Source organism: Allobacillus saliphilus (genome assembly GCF_018138385.1).
GTDB lineage: Bacteria > Bacillota > Bacilli > Bacillales > Alkalibacillaceae > Allobacillus > Allobacillus saliphilus.
The window spans coordinates 21,519-42,009 of sequence record NZ_JAGSIE010000002.1 but is presented as its reverse complement, the minus strand read 5'-3'; the positions used below and the strand labels follow the sequence as shown (position 1 = coordinate 42,009).

Genomic DNA, 20,491 nt, shown 5'->3' with positions numbered 1-20,491 from the left:
GTTCACTCCTACTACTTTGATAGGTTAACCTTTCTAATCAATTCGATAAATTCTTCGCTCTCAATCTCATTTGAGTGAGCCGGATTAGTAATGCTTTCTCCTTCAATAGCATAAGTTGGTCGCTGATCTATTAAACTTCCTAAAGACTCTGCATGTTGACTTGTAATAGAGACCGCGCCGTCATGTGAATCATAATATTTAACTGTGCTAGTCCCTAGTCTTCCCGACGGTCGTTCGTGGAAATCACGCCCAGCTACCGCTGTAATCTCCATATCGTCCAATTGACTGTATATCTCAGGGTTTGCAGACTTTAAATTTTTAACATCTTCTTTCATTTCTTCACTAGTCATATCTGTATATGCATTACTAAATTTAATTTGATTATTGGTTGTAGTATTAAGAGTGTTAAAGTCTAAGTAATCACTATATTCATCAGAAACCTTGTTCATGAATCCTGCGATAGTTGGAAAAGTATTGGCTAAACCACTAAGAAGGTTTTCATCGTAAGGTGTTCCTATTGTAGTAATGCTACTTACGTTTTCAGGATAATCCATAGCAAACTGAAATGATCGCCTACCACCATAACTATGAGCGAACATATTGAGTTTGGTCTCCTCGTTTAATAAACCCATTTCAATTAACTTATCTGTTAAATCATCACTTGTTTTCTGTCGATGTTCATTTTTATATTCTGTTTCATAAATAAGATGCAAACGAGCATCTTTTGAGAACTCTTTATTATTCTTCAAGTCATCTATACTTTTTATAACCTCTGGACCTAATATCCCTTCTTCGGTAACTAAGTGATAGCTAATGTCTCCATCCCGATTTTCATAAATAAGCACGTCACCAATATTAGCAGCCTTCTTTGCGGAGTCCAAAAAACTATCTCCGTTATCCTCAATCCCATGAATATACACCGAAACATCTTTAAATCCACTAAAAGGCCCCTTAATATCATTCATCTCACTATACAATCGATTCATATCGTTCAAAGCTTGATGGATGGGTGAACGATACGCTCGCGCAGCATTAGAGAATTCAATATCAATTTGAGTTATTTTTCCTTTCAACATTTGATAAATATACCGAATATGATGATCAATATCATTTTGTATATTTATGACTCGGGATCGATCTTGATAACTTGGATCTTCCATCCGATACAGCTTCGCGATCTCTGCCTCCTTACAAACTTCAAAGTCTTTGATCCACTTATCTATGGTTTGGATGATTTCATCTGCATCGAACCGAATTTTATCACCCGATACAGAAGCACTAATAGATCCGTTGTTAAAATAATTCCAACAAGACACAAATGCATCTCTCACTCGCTTTGAAGCCGTTCGCTGAATAATATCTTCAGCTTGAGCCCGGTGGATATCTAAAATCTGTTTCAAAATCGGATCCATTTGATACATGTCACTGAACTCCTTAGAAAGGTATGTTAACTTGGAAATGCGTTTGATAGACATTGAAATTTGCTGGATAAACTCAGAAAGTTTCTTCTACCCCAACCCATTCTTCACCAAAACAGCCTTAATCGTCGTATAATCATACCGATCATCCAAAGCTTCCTTCAAAGGTTTCAACCTCGGTTCCTCAACCTGCTCTCGGGCTCGTAACACTTCCGCTTCTTCATCCTCCGTGAAAAAGAGGATCCATTCAAGCGGGTGTCCTTCCTGATAAGCTTTGAACAGGTGATTTTCGATGGTCATTGACTTCACTTCACGTGCAATGGCAATGTCTTTGATCGTTTTACCAGAACGAAACATCTCATAGCTGACCAGGTGACTCGGACGATCGTCCTGTGGGTTCGCCTTCCGTCGTTTCGGCGCAACAGAACTTGTAATCTTTACCCGCTTTCTCACGTCTGGATTATCCGCACGCCATTTTTGAATCACTTTCAAAAACGCTTCCCCATATTGCTCAAATTTCCGCTCACCGACGCCCTTGATTTCAAGCATATCTTCTGGCGTCTCCGGAAAATAGCGACTTAATTCCTTGAGTGTGGCATCAGAAAACAAGACATATGGCGGCACATTTCGCTCATCAGCCATTTGTTTACGGAGTGCCCGTAACTCTTGGAAAAGTTCCTCCTCATAATCCGCTTCCTCACTTGTCGGAATCGGCGCAACAAACATTTCCACCGGACGCCTTCCCATCAAGACTTCTACAGAATTTTGATTAAGCCGTAACGTCTGAAATTGTCCTTCAACCATCGTAAGTAGCTGCTCGGCAACGAGGAAATGAATGCGTTCAGTCAATTCTTTTTCGGTATATGCCGACAGAATGCCATAAGTCGAGAGCCCATCCAGTCGGAAGTCCTTAATCTTTTTATCACGGGAACCTTTCAAAACCTTCGCCGTCATTCCAACGCCAAACCGCTCACCCATCCGCTTCACGCACGACAAAATCATCTGCGCTTCTTCCGTAATATCCGTTTTCTCCTGGCGTTCCGTACAATTACTGCAATGACCACACGGCTCTTTTGGCATCTCACCTTCAAAATAATCCAAAATAAACGAAGTCAAACAGCCATGCGTATGACAGTAATTGATCATCTCCTGCAATTTTCGATATTCATTCTGTTTCGCTTCTTCATCCGCATTCGACTGCTCGATCAAAAATTTCTGAAGCTGCACATCCTGCGGTGAAAACAACAAAATGCAATCACTCGGTTCACCATCACGGCCAGCACGACCAGCTTCCTGGTAATACGACTCGATATTCATTGGCATCGCATAGTGCAGGCAATAGCGCACATTCGATTTGTCGATTCCCATACCGAACGCGTTCGTCGCCACCATAATCGTTTTTTCATCATGAATGAAGGCAGCCTGCGCTTCTTTTCGCTCCTCTTCAGGCAAACCAGCATGATATTTTGCGACGTTAAACCCACGAGCCGTTAAATCACTATGTAACGCGTCCACCTGTTTCCGCGTCGCCGCATAAATAATCCCTGACTCATCCGGATGCTCCTTGAGAAACGAGCGAACATACGACGACTTATCCTTCCCCTTCACGAGATGAAACGACAAATTGCTGCGTTCAAACCCCGTATTGATCACATGGTTATTTTCAATATGTAAAAGATCTTGAATGTCCGCGATGACCTCATCCGTTGCTGTAGCGGTTAATGCGACAAACACCTGGATATTTGGAATCTGTTGTAAATTCGGGACAATTGAACGATAGCTCGGTCGAAAATCATGCCCCCACTGTGAAATACAATGCGCTTCATCAAACGCAACGAGCGAAATCGGAATCTGCTTCAAAACGCGAACAAAATAATCCGATTCAAAACGTTCCGGCGCGACATAGACGAATTTATAGGTACCCGTCTGAATCTCCCACATGCGAGTGCTCAATTCATGTGATGACAGTGAACTATTAATAAACGTTGCTGAAATCCCAAGCGACTGCAGCGCATCCACCTGATCCTTCATCAATGAAATGAGCGGAGAAATAATGACCGCTGTTCCATCCGTCGACAACCCCGGAATCTGGTAGCAAATCGACTTCCCGCCACCCGTCGGCATGACAGCAAGCGTGTTTTTCTGATTCAATATATAGTCAATCGTCTCCCCCTGTCCCGGACGAAACGACTCATAACCGAAATAAGTTTGTAGAATTTGTTGTTCTTTTGTTGGCATTGGGGGCCTCCTTGAGTAGTCTATTCTATGTTTATTGTAGCATTTATGGGTGAGATTAATATAACAACTCTATTTTTTCGATGCTTTAGGATTTATCCGTCCTTGTTCGGTGTTGATATGAGAAACTTCAACATTAATCTACCGACCTTCTCCATTAATTTTTGAGGCTTCAACACTTATTCGTTGAGCTTCAACATTAATTTGCTAAACTTCAACACTTATTTGCTGAGCTTCAACATTAATACTCTAGTCTTCAACATTAATTGAATTTATTAAACTCTAAGCCTCTCTTTCATCACCTTATTCAATTGAAACAAGTAATCGAAATCTTCACTTTGAAAGTTGTATGTTAGTCGATAATTTCTTAAGTACTTATCTCCATAACTAACAGCAGCTCTCTTTAACATTTCTCGGGATGTACTATTTGATTCTAGCCCAGTAAATTTCCGAAATGCTCTGTTCGTTATTTCATTTCCATATAATAAATAATAGTCTTTGAGTGCATTTTCATGGGCTAAGGCGTCACGGTAGTTGCATCGTGTACACTGCCATCGACGTCTGATCATCTTCATGCCAAGGTTTCCACAATTTATGCAGAAAATTCCATGGTTAAGTTCGCTTGGTTGGATTCGATTTTTTTTGAGGATGTCTGGTAGATAAGGAGCGTTGTGGCGTTTAATTTGATTGGAAAGATGGTTGATCTGCTTGACGGTGAGGTGGTTGTCGTGTTGATTGGATAGTTCTCGAAATAATGAAGGCAGTCGTTGAAGGGATATGACGCGAGAAGAGTGATGAGTATTTGTGGATTCGATTCGTAATCTCGTGTTGGAGTTGGTCATCACGACATAGTATTCTACTGGCAGTTTGCTTATGTCATATTGTTCTAGCCAGTTCGATAATTGAAACGCTTGCTCTTCGGCTTGCAAAACGGGGTCTTCAAAGACTTTAAATTCGTCGCCTTTTGTCTGGATCACTTGATGCACCGTATCATCAAATAATAAGTCATCACTATAATATTTGGATTCGAGAATAAGTATAAATTTAGAGGAGATTAAAATGAAATCCATTTGAAAATGATTCGAATGAAGATTGAGGCGGACATTGGGCAAGATTTTGCAATAGGATGGAAATTTGCTAAGTGGATAAAGCAGTCGCTTTTCACCGTGGAAACCAGCGAGTTCATTGCTTACCTTTTTCTGAATTTGTGGATAGCGCTCATGATGAGCAGGTAATCGATGATGCAAAGCTAGCAACATGAGAATGTGGGGAGAGGGATAGAGGGTTAACTTTCGTGTAGACAAGATTCAATCGCTCCTTTTATTTTATTGTACTTTTAAGTATAGCTAATTCTAGTTAAATGACAAGTAGGTTGATAGGCTGTGTTCAAGCTTCAGGGTTAATACGTATTTCTTCAGTGTTGATTTGCATGGCTTCAGTGTAGATGCGCACAACTTCAGTGTTAATTCAGATTTCTTCAACATTAATTTGCAATCCTTCAACATTAATTCAAGCTTCTTCAACATTAATTTGCAATCCTTCAACATTAACCCTAATCTTTCAGCGTTTAGTCGTTACACTTCAACATCAGCCCGAAACCCACAAAAAAGGCACCAACCTAAGTCAGTGCCTACCTACTCGCACGATCGTTCTTTTCCATTGAAAAGGAATAGCCAAAGCCTCTGATGGTGTGGATGTATTTGACGTCGTTCGACTTTTCGAGTTTTTTCCGTAAGTTTCGTATATGAACTTTGACAGTTTGGATGTTTCCAGTGGCGTCCATGCTCCATATGTCGTCATAGAGTTGATCATGGCTCCAGATCCGTTTTGGGTATTGAGCTAGCTGAATGAGTAGTTTCATTTCTTTCGCTGTCAGCGGAATTAGTTCACCATTCAAATAGCATAATTTATTGTCGATATGAATCTCCAGGTCGCCGTATTTTAATCGTTTTGCACCTTTCGCAAGGTTGACATGGTAGCGTCTAATATTTGCCCGAATTCTTGCTTCTAATTCGTCGAAGTCAAATGGCTTTGTCAAATAGTCATCTGCGCCAAGTTCAAAACTGGTGAGCTTATCAACCATTTGTTTGCGTACGCTAATAAAAATAATCGGGACAATTAATTGCTTACGAATTTCCTGACAAACTTCGAAACCATCTCGACCAGGCATTTCAATATCCAATAAGATGAGTTGCGGGATGGTGTGCGAAATGATTTCCAGCGCTTTATCACCGTTTTCAGCAGTAAAAACAGTAAAGCCTTTCTGCTTCAAATAAAGTGCGGTCATCTCACGGATATCACGGTCATCTTCAACAATCAACACCTTATGTTTTCCGATCGTCTTCTCCTCCTTTATTATCGTCTAACACCATAGACGACTAACCGGTGAGTATTGGAACGGTATGGATGACAAGTTAACAACGTAGCTAAATCTTTTCCTTCCTTCACTCGTAAAGAGTCTGTTTCATGAGGCAAAATAACAGCAGATCCTTCAACTTTATAGACTAGTCGTTCATCCAGCGTATGAATATAAAAAACATCTCCAGGTTGCAGCTCGTCTAAGTTTCGAAACATTTCCTTTGTGCCCATCCCGCGGTGGCCTGCCAGTACGGTATGTGTATTCGGTCCACCAACAGGTAAAGATGAGCCTTCGACTTGGCCGATTCCTTGAGATAATGCGTAATCACTCGCTCCTAGAAGAATCGGAATATGTAAGCCAAGTTTTGGGATTTCAAGCGTTGCGAATGTATCAATGTTGGTCGTGTTTCCTTTAGTGTCAGCGGTTAAGCTTCCCTCCTTTAACACCTGACTGCATTTCGTGTTCTCAAGTGGATTATATCCTTCTGTAAACGGATCACTAAGCCCATCGTCATTGCGAAAAATCGCTGTATTGCATTCACGTGCTTCTTTTATTTTCTCCAGTTTGAGCGTTGCTGGAATGGTTTCCGCTTCAGCATGAAAATGATCTACATAGGTATGTTGAATTTGATTATTAATGAATTGTGCAACGTGAGGATAGATAACGACAATTACTCCAACCGCGAACAGGATGACAATGAATCCTTTTTTCTTGTTCATCGTCTTTTCCACCTTTTTCGACGTCGAATATACCAATACGTTAGTATCGACATCAATAAAATTAACAAAGCGATCCATAGTAGATACATTGGTTTCTCTGCTTCGATCATCGGTCCGTCTGGAGTGACAAGTGCAGCTGCTTCTTTTGTTTCTTCAGTAGGGATACGTTTACCTCGTACAAGAAGGCGGTGTGTGTTGATCATGTACGGTTCACAAGTAATCAACGTAACGAGGTCTTCGGTAGGATTGAATTCGAGCCAACTCGTTTCTGTCGGCAGGACAATTTGGATATCATCCACTTCATACGTTAACGTTTCCCCTAAAGTATGGATTTGAAACCTATCTTTTACTTTTATTTCATCTAAATTCCTAAAAAGCTTCGAACTGGGTAACCCACGATGTCCTGTTAATGCCGCATGATTGCCTTTCCCACCAACTGGCAAGGACGAATTCGGCATATGGCCAATTCCTTGACTTAACACATCCTCACTCACGCCATGATAAATCGGGATGCGTACATCAATCGAGGGAATTTCAATACTTCCCATCGCCTCCCCAATATCTAACACATTCAAATAATGCTGATTTTCTTCAACTTCGCCACTTACTTCTTCAGCAAACGGATCTTCAATCGATACGGGCTGATTTTGGAGCGCCGCATTATACTCTTCAGCCTTCTGTCTTTCCTGTTCTTTTTTCTTATCGGACATGTTTTTCCACGCTTCATTATGCTTGGTAATCGATGAGTGATGCTCCTGTGTATTAAACCAATCACTAACAATTGGATAAAAAAAGATGCTAAGTCCGACGACAAATACCGCTGCCACGATAATTTTTCGTAACATACCACTCACCTTTCCCCTATCAAGATGAAGGGTAAGAAGGAGACGAATCGTCCCCTTCTTAACTTCCCATCAAAATTTAAGCCGTTTCATTTCTGCGGTGACGGATATACAATACGAACGCCGTCCCCATCAGTAATGCACCAATGAGTGTGAAGAGTGATGTACCAATTCCACCCGTTTTCGGTAATTCCCATCCGGATTTGAAGTTATCTACTGCGATGATATGATCGCTATTATCCGCATTAACTGTGAAGCTGATTGGATTGTTTAATTTGTTGTAAGGCTTCATAACACCATCGTCATCGTACATCGGAGCTTTTGTTTCGATTAACTCATAATCGCCGTAGTCGAGTTCACCGAAATCAATTTCACCGTTTTCATCTGTTGTGCCGGTAAATACTTCTTCTGTGTCCGTGTTAACGACTTTAAATTCAGCACCTTGAAGTAATGCTTGATTATCTCCATCTTGTTTAATGACAAGTAACGTACCTGCAGTCGGCAAAATTTCTACCGGATCAGTCGTTTTATCACCAGATTGATCGTGTTTGTTCGTGTAGTTCACAGATGCTTCGTTTGAAATTGGATCATTCGCTGTTGCCTCTTCTGAAATCAAAACATCAAACTCGATAACCACCTGGTTAACCGATTGGAATGCCGAAAAGTCGTAAACATCCCACGTCAACGTTTGACCGTTTTGACCAAACGTGAACGCTGTACTATCTACACCAGTGACACTCCAGCTACCGTCGACATAGCTTAAGTCATCATCTAGAACATCGGTTACTGTAAAGTTCGTATACTCAAACATGTCGCCTGGTACATCAATCGTAATTGAGTACGTGACTTCTTCTCCACGGTTGCTGGCATCAACATTAACGTCTTTTTTAATGTCTGGCTCACGATAGTTTACCGCTTCTACCTTGATTTCTGAATCACTATCTTCTACAGAAAATTCGATTCGCTGGTCGCCAAGCACGTAACCATCAAGTGTCTGTGTCTCTTTGAAATAATAATTACCATAAGGTAAGTTTTTTATGAGTATTTTCCCATCTTGGTCTGTTGTGAAAGTTTCCGTACCTTCAAACAACTCATCATCATCACCATAAAGCTCAAATATAACACCTGGAAGTCCCAAGAGATTATTACTACCATCCTTCTTCGTCAACTCAACGTCATTTCGGATTGTTTCGTTTTTCGGATAAATATTTACGTGGTAGAATGATTCGCTTCCGTCTTGAACAGTCATTGGAATATCTACGAAAAATTCTTGGGTGTTTAAATTGACGTGGTCTGGTCCGTCAATTTCTTGAACTTTATATCTACCTAGTGGAATCTCCATCCAACCTGTTATTCCATCCGGACCAGTCACTTTCGTCGACGTAAATCCATCTGTAACTTCTGTCCAAGTATCAAATTCTTTGTTGTATTCGTGCGTCTGGATAATTTGATACGTCACACCTTCGAGTGGTATGCCATCAACTGGTTCGGTTAAATCTCGTCCATCAGCATCCCCTTGTGCTGCTCCAGGTTCTTGTTCATATTTATGAATAAACAACGAACCATACGAAGGTGAGTACGGGTTTTCTACACCCGCAACGCTCAAAGGCAATAACAAACTAAAAATTAACAAAGCGATTAACGTTGTGGCTAATTTTTTCATTCAAATTCCTCCCCTATTCATTGTTTTCTTTTCGTCTTCTCCACAAAAGGAACAACGCGGTTGCCATGAGGATTGCTCCGACACCGTAAAATCCTATTGTTCCAATTCCTCCTGTTTTCGGAATCTCCCAGTCTTGTAACGTGTTTTCGATTGTTTCATTTACGTGCAGTTGATCACTTGAAATGGAGATGGTTCGTTCACCTTCAAGCAGTCGATAACCTTCTGGTGCTTTCGTTTCGGATAGAGTGTATTCAGCCCAATCTAATTCATCAAAAACAATTAAGCCGTTTTCATCCGAAGTTCCTGTTGCGGAAAATCCGTTCGGACCGGAAAGTTCAAATACCGCCCCTGCAAGTGGTTCACCTGACTCATCCACTTTCGTGATCGTTATACTGCCGAGTTTTTTCGTATACACATAGATGACCGTTTGTTCATCAGCCATAAATTCACCAGATGCAGGAGCACTTGATCCATCCATATGACTGAATTCATACCCCTCAATTTGTGCTTCACTAGATGAGTACGTTTCACCAATTAAACCGGAAAGCACTTCATCAGGCATTAATTCTTGACCATTCTCGTCAACATGGCGTACCGTCACGTCTCCCGCAATCATTTCAGAAGTTTTCACATAGCCAAACCAAACTGAATGATAGGGTTCGTTTGGAGTCGGAGTGATTGCAGTCGGGTTATCACCTACAAGGAGTGTATAATCACTAACAGTATCCGGTACGACGTTTTGAATTTGACCAAATGGTAAATTCATACCGTGAATATCATAGTAAAACAACTCAGCTTGATGCTTTGCGACAACATTTCCATTGGCGTCGATTGGATCACCATTCACATTGACGCGATAACCGTAAACGTCAATCATACCTGCATCAATCGAAACTTCGGGTACTTGGAATAACTTCTGACTTTGCGAGCCAGTCGGATCGGTATAATCCAACGGTGTCACACCATTTGTCAGATAATCCACGTTGCCTTCAGGGTTTTTGCTCCAGTCGATTTTCACACGATACGTCAAAGTATATGTTTCATTTTCTTTAATATTTCCGATATTCCACGTGAATGTCTCAGTCGAAGAATCCCAGTTGATACTACCGTGGGAAACGACGTAATGATTTCCTTGATAGGCTCCCGTTTCAGCTAAATCAAACATATCGCCCAGTGGATCAGTGACCACCGCGTTTGTAGCTGCGAAAGCTAGTTGTGCCGCTATCTCACTAAAAATCGGCGATAAGTCATCCGTACCTCCTGAGAAATAACCTTTGTTTTGGCTGTTTTGCAGGACGTAATTAGCATCATTATTGTTTCCGACAGACAAACCAATGGAATACATGTCGATTCCGCTGTTCATTAAATGAGCCGCTTCAGAAATTGTTGGGACACCGTTTGTGCTTACTGTGTAGCCGTCTACGCTATAATCTGTTGGATAGCATCCAAAAAACCAACAACTTTCTAAGTCATATGAACTTCCTGATCCTAGCTGACTGGTATAATCAAAGTTTGATAAAATAAAGTTATATTTCTGACCTGGCCAAGAGTAACTCGATGCCGAATTCGCTTTAAAACTATATGTTGGCTCCCCATCACTCAGTAACACAACGGTCTTTTTATCAGCACTGCTCGCCTGCAATAGCAATTTCGCTTGATGCAAACCTGCTTGAATATTTGTTCCTCCACCTGCAGAAATTCCGTTGATTTTATTTTTCAATTGCTGCTTTCCTGAGTAGTCCGTAAAGTCTTTTGAAAGTGTTCCTTGCGTACTAAACTCTACCAATGCTATTCGAGTCGTTGAACCAGCAATTAATAGCTCATCCACGAACTCTTTTGCTGCTACTTTCGCCTGTGCTAATCGCCCACCTGCCATACTTCCAGAGCGGTCAAACACGATAACGATATCAGAGCTATTCCGTAAATTTTTACCTTCTACAGATAAATCAATTTCCCATTCGGCATAAGTGCCTGTGTCGCTCGCTTCCTTCGATAGCTTCAATGAACCAGGCTCAGGCCACTCATCCCCCATCGATTGTCCAGACAACGCATTTGGAACACTCGTCGATCTGAAGGCAGGGTGATTTTTTCCTCTCTTTTCATTCTTTTTCTTCTTTAGAAGTTCATCTTCCGCTTCATCTTTTTTCGACTCATCGTCTTCAGCTGACAAAGCATCTTCTTCCTGATCCGTTTCGGATGGCTGCTCATTTAACTCTTCTTGTTTTTCAACATCTTCTTCGATTTCTTCTTCAGTTGAGCCATCCTCAGATTCTTCTAGCTCACTTTCATCATGAACTTCTTCGTCAGCAGAACCCTCTTCCAATGACTCATCTTCCGAATTCACTTCTTCATCAGATTTCTCGTCTCCATCCTCTGCATGCGATTCTTCCTCGGATGAACCCGTATCTTCTTCCGTCTCAGCCTCGTCATCTGCCGAGGATTCAACTTGCTCTTCTGCATCCTCTTCATCAGAAGTCATTTCAGAAGATGACTCATCAGCTTGCTCGTTCGATTCTGTTTGATTTAATTGAGTCAAAACTGGCATCGGTAGCGACTTCTCGTCAAAGTCTTCAATCTGCTGGCCGTCAAACGAAGCAACCGCTTTTAGTTGATACGAATCAACGAGGTCATCTGTTCTAACGGTTGTAAGCTTGAACTCTTCTTGAATCGATTTAGATGACTTCAACAGATAGCCATTTGCCGTTTCTTCAACATCAATTGAATTTGTACCGTCGATTGATCCATGACTTAATCCTGATGAAAATTCAATCGCAACGTTCACTTCGTCATCCTCAGACTCACTGGTGACGTCAACGACTAGGTTCCATTCAATATCCTCGTCCGAATGAGTAACATATTCAACAGACACTTCGTTTGAAGTTGATTGCTCTGAAGTCGCCAACAAACCAGCATTCAAGCCAAAGATATGAAAAATAAGCACGACGATCGTCATAATCGAAATTCCTTTAATATAGCGCATCTCTTTTCCTCCTTTCACTAAATTGTTGATGTTTTATGTTTTGGTCGTTCGGTGAAAAAACAATAGAAGAGAATGAACGATGTGGATTATTTGAAGAGCGCAACCTCCTTTTTAGACAACCGTGATAAAAGCACTATATTCATCCTAAGATGCGAAGGTTAAATCGAGGTTAAGATAAGAAAAAATATTTCGAATAATTAGTATAATTATGTCGAAAACCAATCATTTAGCTAAGCAATCAATAGAATGAAGTACTGATTCGAACAAAATGGCAAAATAAAAAACCATTTACGAACTTATAAACGGTTCATGTAATGATATGAAATTTTATCTTTATTCATTCCAAAAACGTTCGACAATTATCTCTTTTTAATATAGTCGTTGTTACCTAGACCGGTTACTAGGTCTGAATGTCCCTTTAATGGCACTTTAAGGATGAATGAACTACCTTTACCTTCATGACTTTGAACAGCAATAATTCCATCATGCGCTCTCACAATTTCTTCAACGATAGCCAACCCAAGACCTACTCCATGAGCCGTAGAGCCGCTAGACCCTTCCGTTCCTCGGTAATATCGCTTAAAAACATAGGGTAAATCTTCAGCTGCTATTCCCACGCCATTATCTTTCACGACTAGTTTGATCTGCTCCGAACTTTTCCAGTAGACATGAAATTCAATGCACCCGTCTTGTTCATCGGTAAACTTAATCGCATTGAACAATAGATTCTGAAACACTTGATCCATCCGAAAGAAATCCATATAAACATCTCGGTTATTGTGCGGCCGTCCGAATACTTTCCAGTGAAAAACCCGCCCCGACTGCTCAACCATAAACGAACCTAACCGCTCGATCCGCCTTAGCCAATCAGCCACATTCATGCGTTCCAGCCGAACAACCGCCTCTTGTTTTTCAATGACCGATAATTCCTGCAGCTCCCCAACCAGCCGGCTTAAATTTCTCACTTTCTCAAGAGCTAGCTCATGATACGGATGATTCGTTGGATGAATCGCCCCATCTTTGATCATCTGCAGATACCCTTGAATTAACGTGAGCGGTGTACCAATCTCATGCGCCAACATCGCACGGTATGTACGTTGAGCTTCAAGTCTTGATTGCAGCTCATGAACCATCGAAGTTAGTTGACGATTTTCCTCGATTAGCTTTTCATCATTAGCACCCAATTCAACTATTGGATCAGTCACAGATCTCTTATCATTATTGGAAAGCGATTCGTTTTTCACGCAACAACATCCTTTCGCAATACAATTAGTTTCGAACCAGCCCATTTTATGCATCGAGCAATAATACCAGACCACTCTAGTTGTATTGATAGAATACCGTTTAGTAATGATTTGTGGTTCTTCAGTGGTAATTTGCGGATCTTCAGTGTTCATTTGTTGTTCTTCAGTGTTAATCCGCGTTTCTTCAGGGTTAATTCACGAAGCTTCAGTGTTCATTCGAGATCCTTCAGTGGTAATATGTGGTTCTTCAGTGTTCATTCGCATTGCTTCAATGTTAATTTGTATTCCTTCAACATTCATCCGCGGGCCTTCAATATTAATCTGCAATCCTTCAACATTCATGCGTGGGCCTTCAGTGTTAATACTTATATTGCGTTACATACTCAATATCTTAATCCACTAGATCGCCTGGTTTTGCTTGTCACAATTAAACAAATCCACGCTTCATGATTAAGGTATTACCCACCCTTAATAGATCTACAATTAATAACACAAAAAAGCCAATACCAAGTACTACGTGAGTTACTGGATATTGGCTGCGACGTTTAGTATGTCTATTCGATTACTAAGCAAACTTATATTGGGATGTTTTTCCTAAAAGTTAATTTATGGTTAATTATATACAATGAATTGGAAATAATCAACTAATTTTGAGGGACTTTAGATTATTGGTAACTTTGGAATTAAACATTTTCAATGAAAAAGCCTTTCTCAAATTGATAACAGCCTTAAATTAATATTTTATATTGCTAATTTACTTAGTTATACTATACTTCTCGAGAATTGTTCCACTTGCGTTTGTTATTATTTTTCAGTACATTACTTACTTCTTACTCCACTCCGTCAATCACCAATTCCAACCCATCTCCATCATAAGCTTCCTGAACAAAACCTCTAAATGTATATATATTTCCAACCTCCAAGTAAGGTACCTTTGTATCTGAAAATATAACTGCCTCAATTGACTCATTTCCATTTGAAACTGTTAAAAATTTAGTTCCACTGGTCGAATCATAGCTAAAATCAACAACTGTTGCAACTACAGTCAAGTGTTCGTTTTCATAATCACTGAATGATTCGCTGTCAATATTTGCTGAGCTTTTATTTTGAAAATCGTCTAATATGCCTTGTTCAAATGCGACAAAAATAACAGTCATCCCAATGAATAAACTAGCAACTATGATTTTAGTTATAATTCCAGATTTTCCAACTTGTGATTGCGGTAATCTATAGTTATACTCCGCCACAGACTCACTTGTTCTATCTGGCTCTATTTTAAGAGAATCATATTCATCCTCAATATCTTTTTGAATCTCCTCTTTAATTTTCTCTTGATCTAGTATCTGAACAAGGTTTAAAATTTCTTGTATTTGCGACTGGTTTAAAGAACTAGCTGTTTGATTATATTTGGATGCATACATCAAATGAGTTTGTAAGTTTTCATTCAACTGATCTTTAAAAATATGATACTTAAAAAACTCATTCCTCTGTTGAGGTTGCCATTCGTTAATTTGTCTATTGAATTTATAATTAAATTGAGTTTGAGTAAAGCCATAATGAACGACACAGTAACTAATCATTCTATAAGGGTCAACCCCATACAATGAATTCATATTGGAGGATAAAAAATTATTAAAAACGTCACGATGTTTCTTCACTTGACCCAAAGGATTGGACAGAGTATTATAATTCGTTTTAATTTGACCGTGGGATTTTACATCATTAATATAGCGGATACTATAATGTTTTACCTCAACTAAACGAAGACCAAATAAAGGTGAGATTACTAAAAAATCTGGTTGATATTCACCAGTATCAGGTTGAGCAATGATATATGTATTATTGGGTAGATGTTCAGCTAAAAGGTTACCAACTGAAATTTCACCCTCCAGACCCTTTTTGAGTTTTGCGTCGCTAGTTTCTCTAAGTGATTTTTCTAATTTGTTTTTTCCTATAAATATCCCCATATAGACCACCCAATTCATTATTAACTAAATTATAGCATTTAATTCAATTTTGTATTACTTTTCCCACTGTTCACGAGGGATTATATGGTAATATTTTAATTAATATGGGTTTTAAAACTACCCATTCGATTTGAGAATGTGGAGGCACAACGATGTTACATAACGATACGCTAAATTTATTCGTTAACTTAATTCTATTAGGACTAATCACAGGTGCTGTGTTTTATTTGCTACATCTCATCCTGGTAAAAGTGTTTAAGTCCGTTTCTTTTACTTATTTCACTAGCTTTATCATGACTTCTTTAGCCTCGCTCTTCATTTTGCAACCATTTTTTCAAGTCAGCGATGAAGTGATTTTAGGTTATTCCCTTTTTTGGTATGTCGCACAAGTAGTTATTTCACATCAATATATTAGGAAAAATTCTAACCCGTTCCCGCTTGGTTGGTTAATTGTTTCAGTTATTCTTGTACTTACCTATCCTTCGGTGTCGAATTATATTAATGAATATTCTGCTACGAAAAACGCATTAGATGAAGATGTTGCTTCAGTTCAGACAGAAATCGACGCTTCAACTGAAGTCGAAAATGACACTAGTGAACAAACAATCGATGAGCCTACTACTGATTATAAAAACATTATTGATCATGCAAAAAAACATGTCGTTTGGATTCAAAGTTATGATCGAGTCGGTACTGGATTCATGTTTAATTCCAATGGAGATATTTTAACAAACGCTCACGTTGTTGAAGTGGATGGAAACCCGTACATACAGTTTGAAAATGGAGACGAATTTCAAGGTACTGTTATAGGAAGTGATTCACTTTTAGACGTGGCTGTCATCAGGGTAGATGATTTACAAGGAAAATCCTATTTAGATATCGAGACCACTGAATTGCCTAAAATTGGAGATGAAGTGATAGCGCTTGGTAATCCAAGAGGGTTAAGAAATATTGGCACCTGGGGAGAGATCCTAGATTTAGGAGTGGACCTTGAGTTGATAAACGGTATCGAGATGAACAACATGATCTCGACATCTACTCAGATTGCTGAAGGAAGTAGTGGAGGGCCTTTGTTAAATGGCGAGACTGGTAAAGTAATTGGAATCAATACTGCAGCAGATCTGAAATATAAGGAAGGATATAGCATTCCAGTTGAACAATTCATTGAACACGTAGAACAATGGACGGAGAACCCACAACCTTTTGAAAACCAAGCAAGTGATGAACAAGAGTATGAAGAAAATAACGAACCTGGTTATCTAGTATCTGAGTTTGAAGCTATTAATGTTATTAGTACTTTTTATGATTCTATTAATAGTTATGATTATCGTTATGCATATGAGTTTCTTGGAGAAGATTGGAAAAGCGAATTATCCTATTCGGAATTTAGCAAAGGATATACCAATACGATTCATGTGTATATTGATGATATTTACATTAATGACAGGGATACAGAAACAGTAACTGTAGAGGCTATTATTACAGCCGAAGAAACTGATAATGAATTAACATATTCAAGATATCGAGTGAGTTATGAAGTAGGGATTGAAGACGGTCTATTAACCATATTGACTGGGTCGGGGGAAGTATTGGAATGAAAATAAAGCGAAGAGACGATCGTCTCTTCGCTTTATTAATTACATATTTTCTAAAATCGCTTTCTTCAACTGCTCCAATCGACGATCAGCTTCCTCCCTCGTCTCACCCTTCACACCAAAGTAAAATTTCATCTTTGGCTCTGTTCCAGATGGGCGGAGGCAATACCAGCAATCATCGCTCATTTTCACTTTTAAGACGTTCGCACTTGGTAGTTCGATCTCTTCCTCACGACCGTCAGCCAAATACGTACGTCTGCCAGTTGTATAATCTTCAACAATCTCGGCGTTCAAATCGCCGGCTGTATTCACTGGATTCTCCCGAAATCGATCCATCAATCGAGCAATTTCTTTTGCGCCATCAATGCCTTCCATTTTCACTGAATGCAGGTCTTCGATGTAATAGCCATGTTGTTCATATAATGTTTCAAGCGCGTCAAATAGCGTCATGCCTTTTTCGTTATAAAAGGCCGCCATTTCACAAGCCATCATTGTCGATTGAACGGCGTCTTTATCGCGTGAAAAGTCGTTGATTAAATAACCGTAACTTTCTTCGTAACCGAACATAAACGTATGGGTACTCGTTTGTTGAAACTCCTCAATTTTTTCACTAATAAATTTGAATCCTGTCAATACATCCATCGACTGAATGCCGTAGTGTTCCGCCACTGCTCGTCCAAGTTCAGACGTCACAATTGTTTTAATCATCATGCCGTTGGAAGGGATCTCTTTCGTATTGGCAAGGATATAGTCGAGCATCAATGCGCCTAACTGATTCCCTGACAGCACTTGATAGTTTCCAGCTGCGTTTTTTGCCGCTACTCCCAACCGATCAGCATCTGGATCCGTCGCAACGAGAATATCTGCATCAACCTTTTCACCTAACCCAATTGCATATTCAAAAGCTTGATGCTCCTCTGGGTTTGGAGATTCGACAGTGGAAAACTCCGGATCTGCAATCATTTGTTCCTCGACTAAGTGAACTTGATTAAAGCCCAACTGTTTTAATCCCTGTGTGACAAGCTTGCCTGCTGTTCCGTGCAGTGGTGTGAAGACGATATTTAACTCGTCCGCTTGCTTCGAAATCACATCCGCATTAAGAGTAATCGATTTTAGCTCGGATAAGTAAGCTTTGTCTACGTCTTCGTCGATCCATTGCAAAAGACCTTGCTCTTCCAATGCTTCTTGATCCATTACTTCAATCGTTAGTTCATTTTCGATTCCGTTTACTTTTTCAATCATTAAATCTGCTTGCTCAGGTGGTAACTGTCCACCCGTTTCGTTATAAACTTTATAGCCGTTGTATTCCGGTGGGTTGTGGCTAGCTGTAATCATCACTCCTGCAGCCGTACCTAAATGACGGACTGCAAACGAAAGCTCAGGCGTTGGCCGAAGAGAGGTGAATACATAGGTTTTGATCCCATGCACCCCAAGCACACGTGCCGTCTCAATCGCAAACTCCTTCGATTTATAGCGAGAATCGTAAGCCACCACGACACCATGCTTTTTAAAGTCTGATCCGTAACGCTCCAAATAAAGCGCCAATCCTTTTGCCGCTTTGCGAACCGTGTAGATATTCATGCGGTTAATCCCCGCACCCAATACGCCACGAATACCACCCGTTCCAAACTTGAGCGGCTCGTAAAACGCATCCTGCATAGCTTGATCATCGTGTTTTATCTGTTCTAATTCTGTTCTTAATTCTTCATCTAGTTGGTCAAACGCAAGCCAACTTTCAGCTATTTGTTTCCAGTTCATGTTTATCACCATTTTGTTTTGTATTTCCTCGATCGCTTATCCAATAAAAGCCCACCAACTCGGCGGGCTTATAATTTATTAATCTCTCTGAAACACATCTCGTGTATACACTTTATCCGAAACATCCTTCAATTCATCTTCCAACCGGTTCGCAACAATCACATCGGATTCATCTTTAAATGAGTCAAAGCTACCTATCACTCGCATACCGTTAAACTGATCCTCTTCCAATGTCGGTTCATAGATAATAACCTCAACATTTTGATTCTGCAAGCGCTCAATCACACCTTGAATCGCTGATTGTCTAAAGTTATCTGAACCTGTCTTCATCGTTAGACGATAAATTCCTACCTTATTCGGGTTCCGTTTTAAAATTTGATTGGCAATATGATCTTTACGCGTATCATTTGATGCAACAATGGCCGAAACCATGTTATTCGGAATGTCTTTATAATTCGCCAACAGCTGCTTCGTATCCTTCGGCAAGCAATAGCCACCATAGCCAAAGGAAGGATTATTATAATGATCACCAATCCGCGGATCATAGCTAATTCCCTGAATGATCTGCTGACTATCCAAGCCATTCACTTCCGCATACGTATCCAGCTCATTGAAGAAAGACACACGCATCGCAAGGTACGTATTGGCAAAAAGTTTAATCGCCTCAGCTTCTGTTGAGTGAGTAAACAACTTAGGAATGTCCTGCTTAATTGCTCCCTCAGCTAAAAGATTCGCAAACGCTTCTGCTCGCTCGGATTGTTCACCGACAATAATACGGGAAGGATATAAGTTATCGTATAGTGCCTTACCTTCACGTAAAAACTCCGGCGAGAAAATAATGTTATTCGTTTTAAATTTTTCTCTAACCAATCCCGTATATCCAACCGGGATGGTTGATTTAATCACCATGACAGCATCCGGATTAATCTCTAACACCCGTTCAATGACCGATTCGACTGTCGACGTATCGAAGTAGTCTTTTTCAGGGTCATAGTTGGTTGGTGTTGAAATAATAACGAACTCTGCATCTTGATAGGCTTCCTGTTCATCAGTTGTTGCCTGTATATTAAGGTCCTTTGTTGCTAGAAATTCCTCGATTTCTGGATCGACAATTGGTGATTTTTTATTGTTAATTAAATCGACTTTTTCTTGAAGGATGTCGATTGCAGTGACTTCGTTGTGTTGGGCTAGAAGGATAGCGTTGGATAGGCCTACATAACCTGTCCCAGCTACTGTGATTTTCATATTTTCTTTTTTCACTCCCATTTCCTTGAGAATTAATGTTTTCTACCTATAATTCTGATTAAATTCATTATGCTGTTTCCCATTTTGAACTCTAACTTCTTCTCTAACAATTCTAATTCATTTTTCAACAGAAATATTTCGTTCTTTAATTCTTGTTGCTGTAACAGGTCTTTTAAATCATCTAAAGAGTCTCTATGTTTTTCGATGTATTGCTCAATCTTAGAAAGTCTTTCTTGATTCTTTTTTAGTTCTTCTGTTTGTCTGATTGATGAATACCCTGAGTATGAGACCGACACAACAAAAATCCCGATTGTAATAATTAACGCTTTATCCTTGACATCCGACATTACTATACCATAGCCCACTAATCCTAAACCAACTAAAACAAGAATTATAAAAAGACCTTTAAGTATCTTAGTCTCCATTATTTCCCCCTGGTGGATGTGTTTTTTTTCGCTTATTTCTT

General features: G+C 39.8%; 15 protein-coding genes. 1 reads left to right on the top strand and 14 read right to left on the bottom strand.

The features are described from left to right. Nucleotides 1–11 precede the first annotated feature (11 nt). The 11 genes from KC820_RS00245 to KC820_RS00195 all read right to left on the bottom strand — a co-directional run bounded on the left by KC820_RS00245 (nt 12) and on the right by KC820_RS00195 (nt 15,427). Nucleotides 12–1,421, bottom strand: coding sequence for an alpha/beta fold hydrolase (locus tag KC820_RS00245; protein WP_212367020.1), 1,410 nt, complete (start codon nt 1,419–1,421; stop codon nt 12–14). 87 nt (nt 1,422–1,508) lie between these two features. Beyond that, a complete protein-coding gene (gene recQ / locus KC820_RS00240; RefSeq protein WP_212367019.1) occupies nt 1,509–3,656 on the bottom strand; it encodes a DNA helicase RecQ in 2,148 nt (715 codons plus the stop codon). 272 nt (nt 3,657–3,928) lie between these two features. After that, nucleotides 3,929–4,912 (bottom strand): nuclease-related domain-containing protein, encoded by a 984-nt coding sequence (locus KC820_RS00235; RefSeq protein ID WP_212367015.1) that lies wholly within the window; start codon nt 4,910–4,912, stop codon nt 3,929–3,931. 371 nt (nt 4,913–5,283) lie between these two features. Then, nucleotides 5,284–5,976, bottom strand: a complete 693-nt coding sequence (locus KC820_RS00230; protein ID WP_336510999.1) for a response regulator transcription factor — start codon at nt 5,974–5,976, stop codon at nt 5,284–5,286. Nucleotides 5,977–6,008: 32 nt separating this feature from the next. Continuing rightward, nucleotides 6,009–6,731 (bottom strand): class C sortase, encoded by a 723-nt coding sequence (locus tag KC820_RS00225; RefSeq protein WP_212367013.1) that lies wholly within the window; start codon nt 6,729–6,731, stop codon nt 6,009–6,011. Beyond that, nucleotides 6,728–7,576, bottom strand: coding sequence for a class C sortase (locus tag KC820_RS00220; RefSeq protein WP_212367012.1), 849 nt, complete (start codon nt 7,574–7,576; stop codon nt 6,728–6,730). Before KC820_RS00220 ends, KC820_RS00225 begins: the two co-directional genes overlap by 4 nt. Before the next feature lie 76 nt (nt 7,577–7,652). Beyond that, nucleotides 7,653–9,236 (bottom strand): SpaA isopeptide-forming pilin-related protein, encoded by a 1,584-nt coding sequence (locus KC820_RS00215; protein WP_212367011.1) that lies wholly within the window; start codon nt 9,234–9,236, stop codon nt 7,653–7,655. A 13-nt stretch (nt 9,237–9,249) separates the two neighbouring features. Further along, a complete protein-coding gene (locus KC820_RS00210) occupies nt 9,250–12,216 on the bottom strand; it encodes a SpaA isopeptide-forming pilin-related protein (RefSeq protein ID WP_212367007.1) in 2,967 nt (988 codons plus the stop codon). Nucleotides 12,217–12,575: 359 nt separating this feature from the next. Further along, on the bottom strand, nt 12,576–13,460 hold the full coding sequence (locus KC820_RS00205) for a sensor histidine kinase (protein ID WP_212367000.1): 885 nt from the start codon (nt 13,458–13,460) through the stop codon (nt 12,576–12,578). A 195-nt stretch (nt 13,461–13,655) separates the two neighbouring features. Further along, the gene (locus KC820_RS00200; protein ID WP_212366998.1) at nt 13,656–13,802 is read right to left on the bottom strand and encodes a hypothetical protein; all 147 of its coding nucleotides are present in this window, start codon (nt 13,800–13,802) and stop codon (nt 13,656–13,658) included. A 488-nt stretch (nt 13,803–14,290) separates the two neighbouring features. Then, on the bottom strand, nt 14,291–15,427 hold the full coding sequence (locus KC820_RS00195; RefSeq protein ID WP_212366996.1) for an NERD domain-containing protein: 1,137 nt from the start codon (nt 15,425–15,427) through the stop codon (nt 14,291–14,293). A 152-nt stretch (nt 15,428–15,579) separates the two neighbouring features. Here KC820_RS00195 and KC820_RS00190 point away from each other — a divergent pair, with 152 nt between their 5' ends. Beyond that, on the top strand, nt 15,580–17,025 hold the full coding sequence (locus KC820_RS00190; protein ID WP_212366995.1) for a S1C family serine protease: 1,446 nt from the start codon (nt 15,580–15,582) through the stop codon (nt 17,023–17,025). 39 nt (nt 17,026–17,064) lie between these two features. On the opposite strand, the gene KC820_RS00185 is transcribed toward KC820_RS00190, so the two are convergent. From KC820_RS00185 to KC820_RS00175, 3 genes are all read right to left on the bottom strand, one after another. Further along, nucleotides 17,065–18,780 (bottom strand): phospho-sugar mutase, encoded by a 1,716-nt coding sequence (locus KC820_RS00185; protein WP_212366994.1) that lies wholly within the window; start codon nt 18,778–18,780, stop codon nt 17,065–17,067. A 78-nt stretch (nt 18,781–18,858) separates the two neighbouring features. Further along, nucleotides 18,859–20,025, bottom strand: coding sequence for a nucleotide sugar dehydrogenase (locus KC820_RS00180; protein WP_212367044.1), 1,167 nt, complete (start codon nt 20,023–20,025; stop codon nt 18,859–18,861). A 32-nt stretch (nt 20,026–20,057) separates the two neighbouring features. Beyond that, nucleotides 20,058–20,450 carry a hypothetical protein gene (locus KC820_RS00175; RefSeq protein WP_212366993.1) on the bottom strand — a complete coding sequence of 131 codons (393 nt, stop codon included), beginning with the start codon at nt 20,448–20,450 and terminating at the stop codon, nt 20,058–20,060. Nucleotides 20,451–20,491 lie beyond the last annotated feature (41 nt).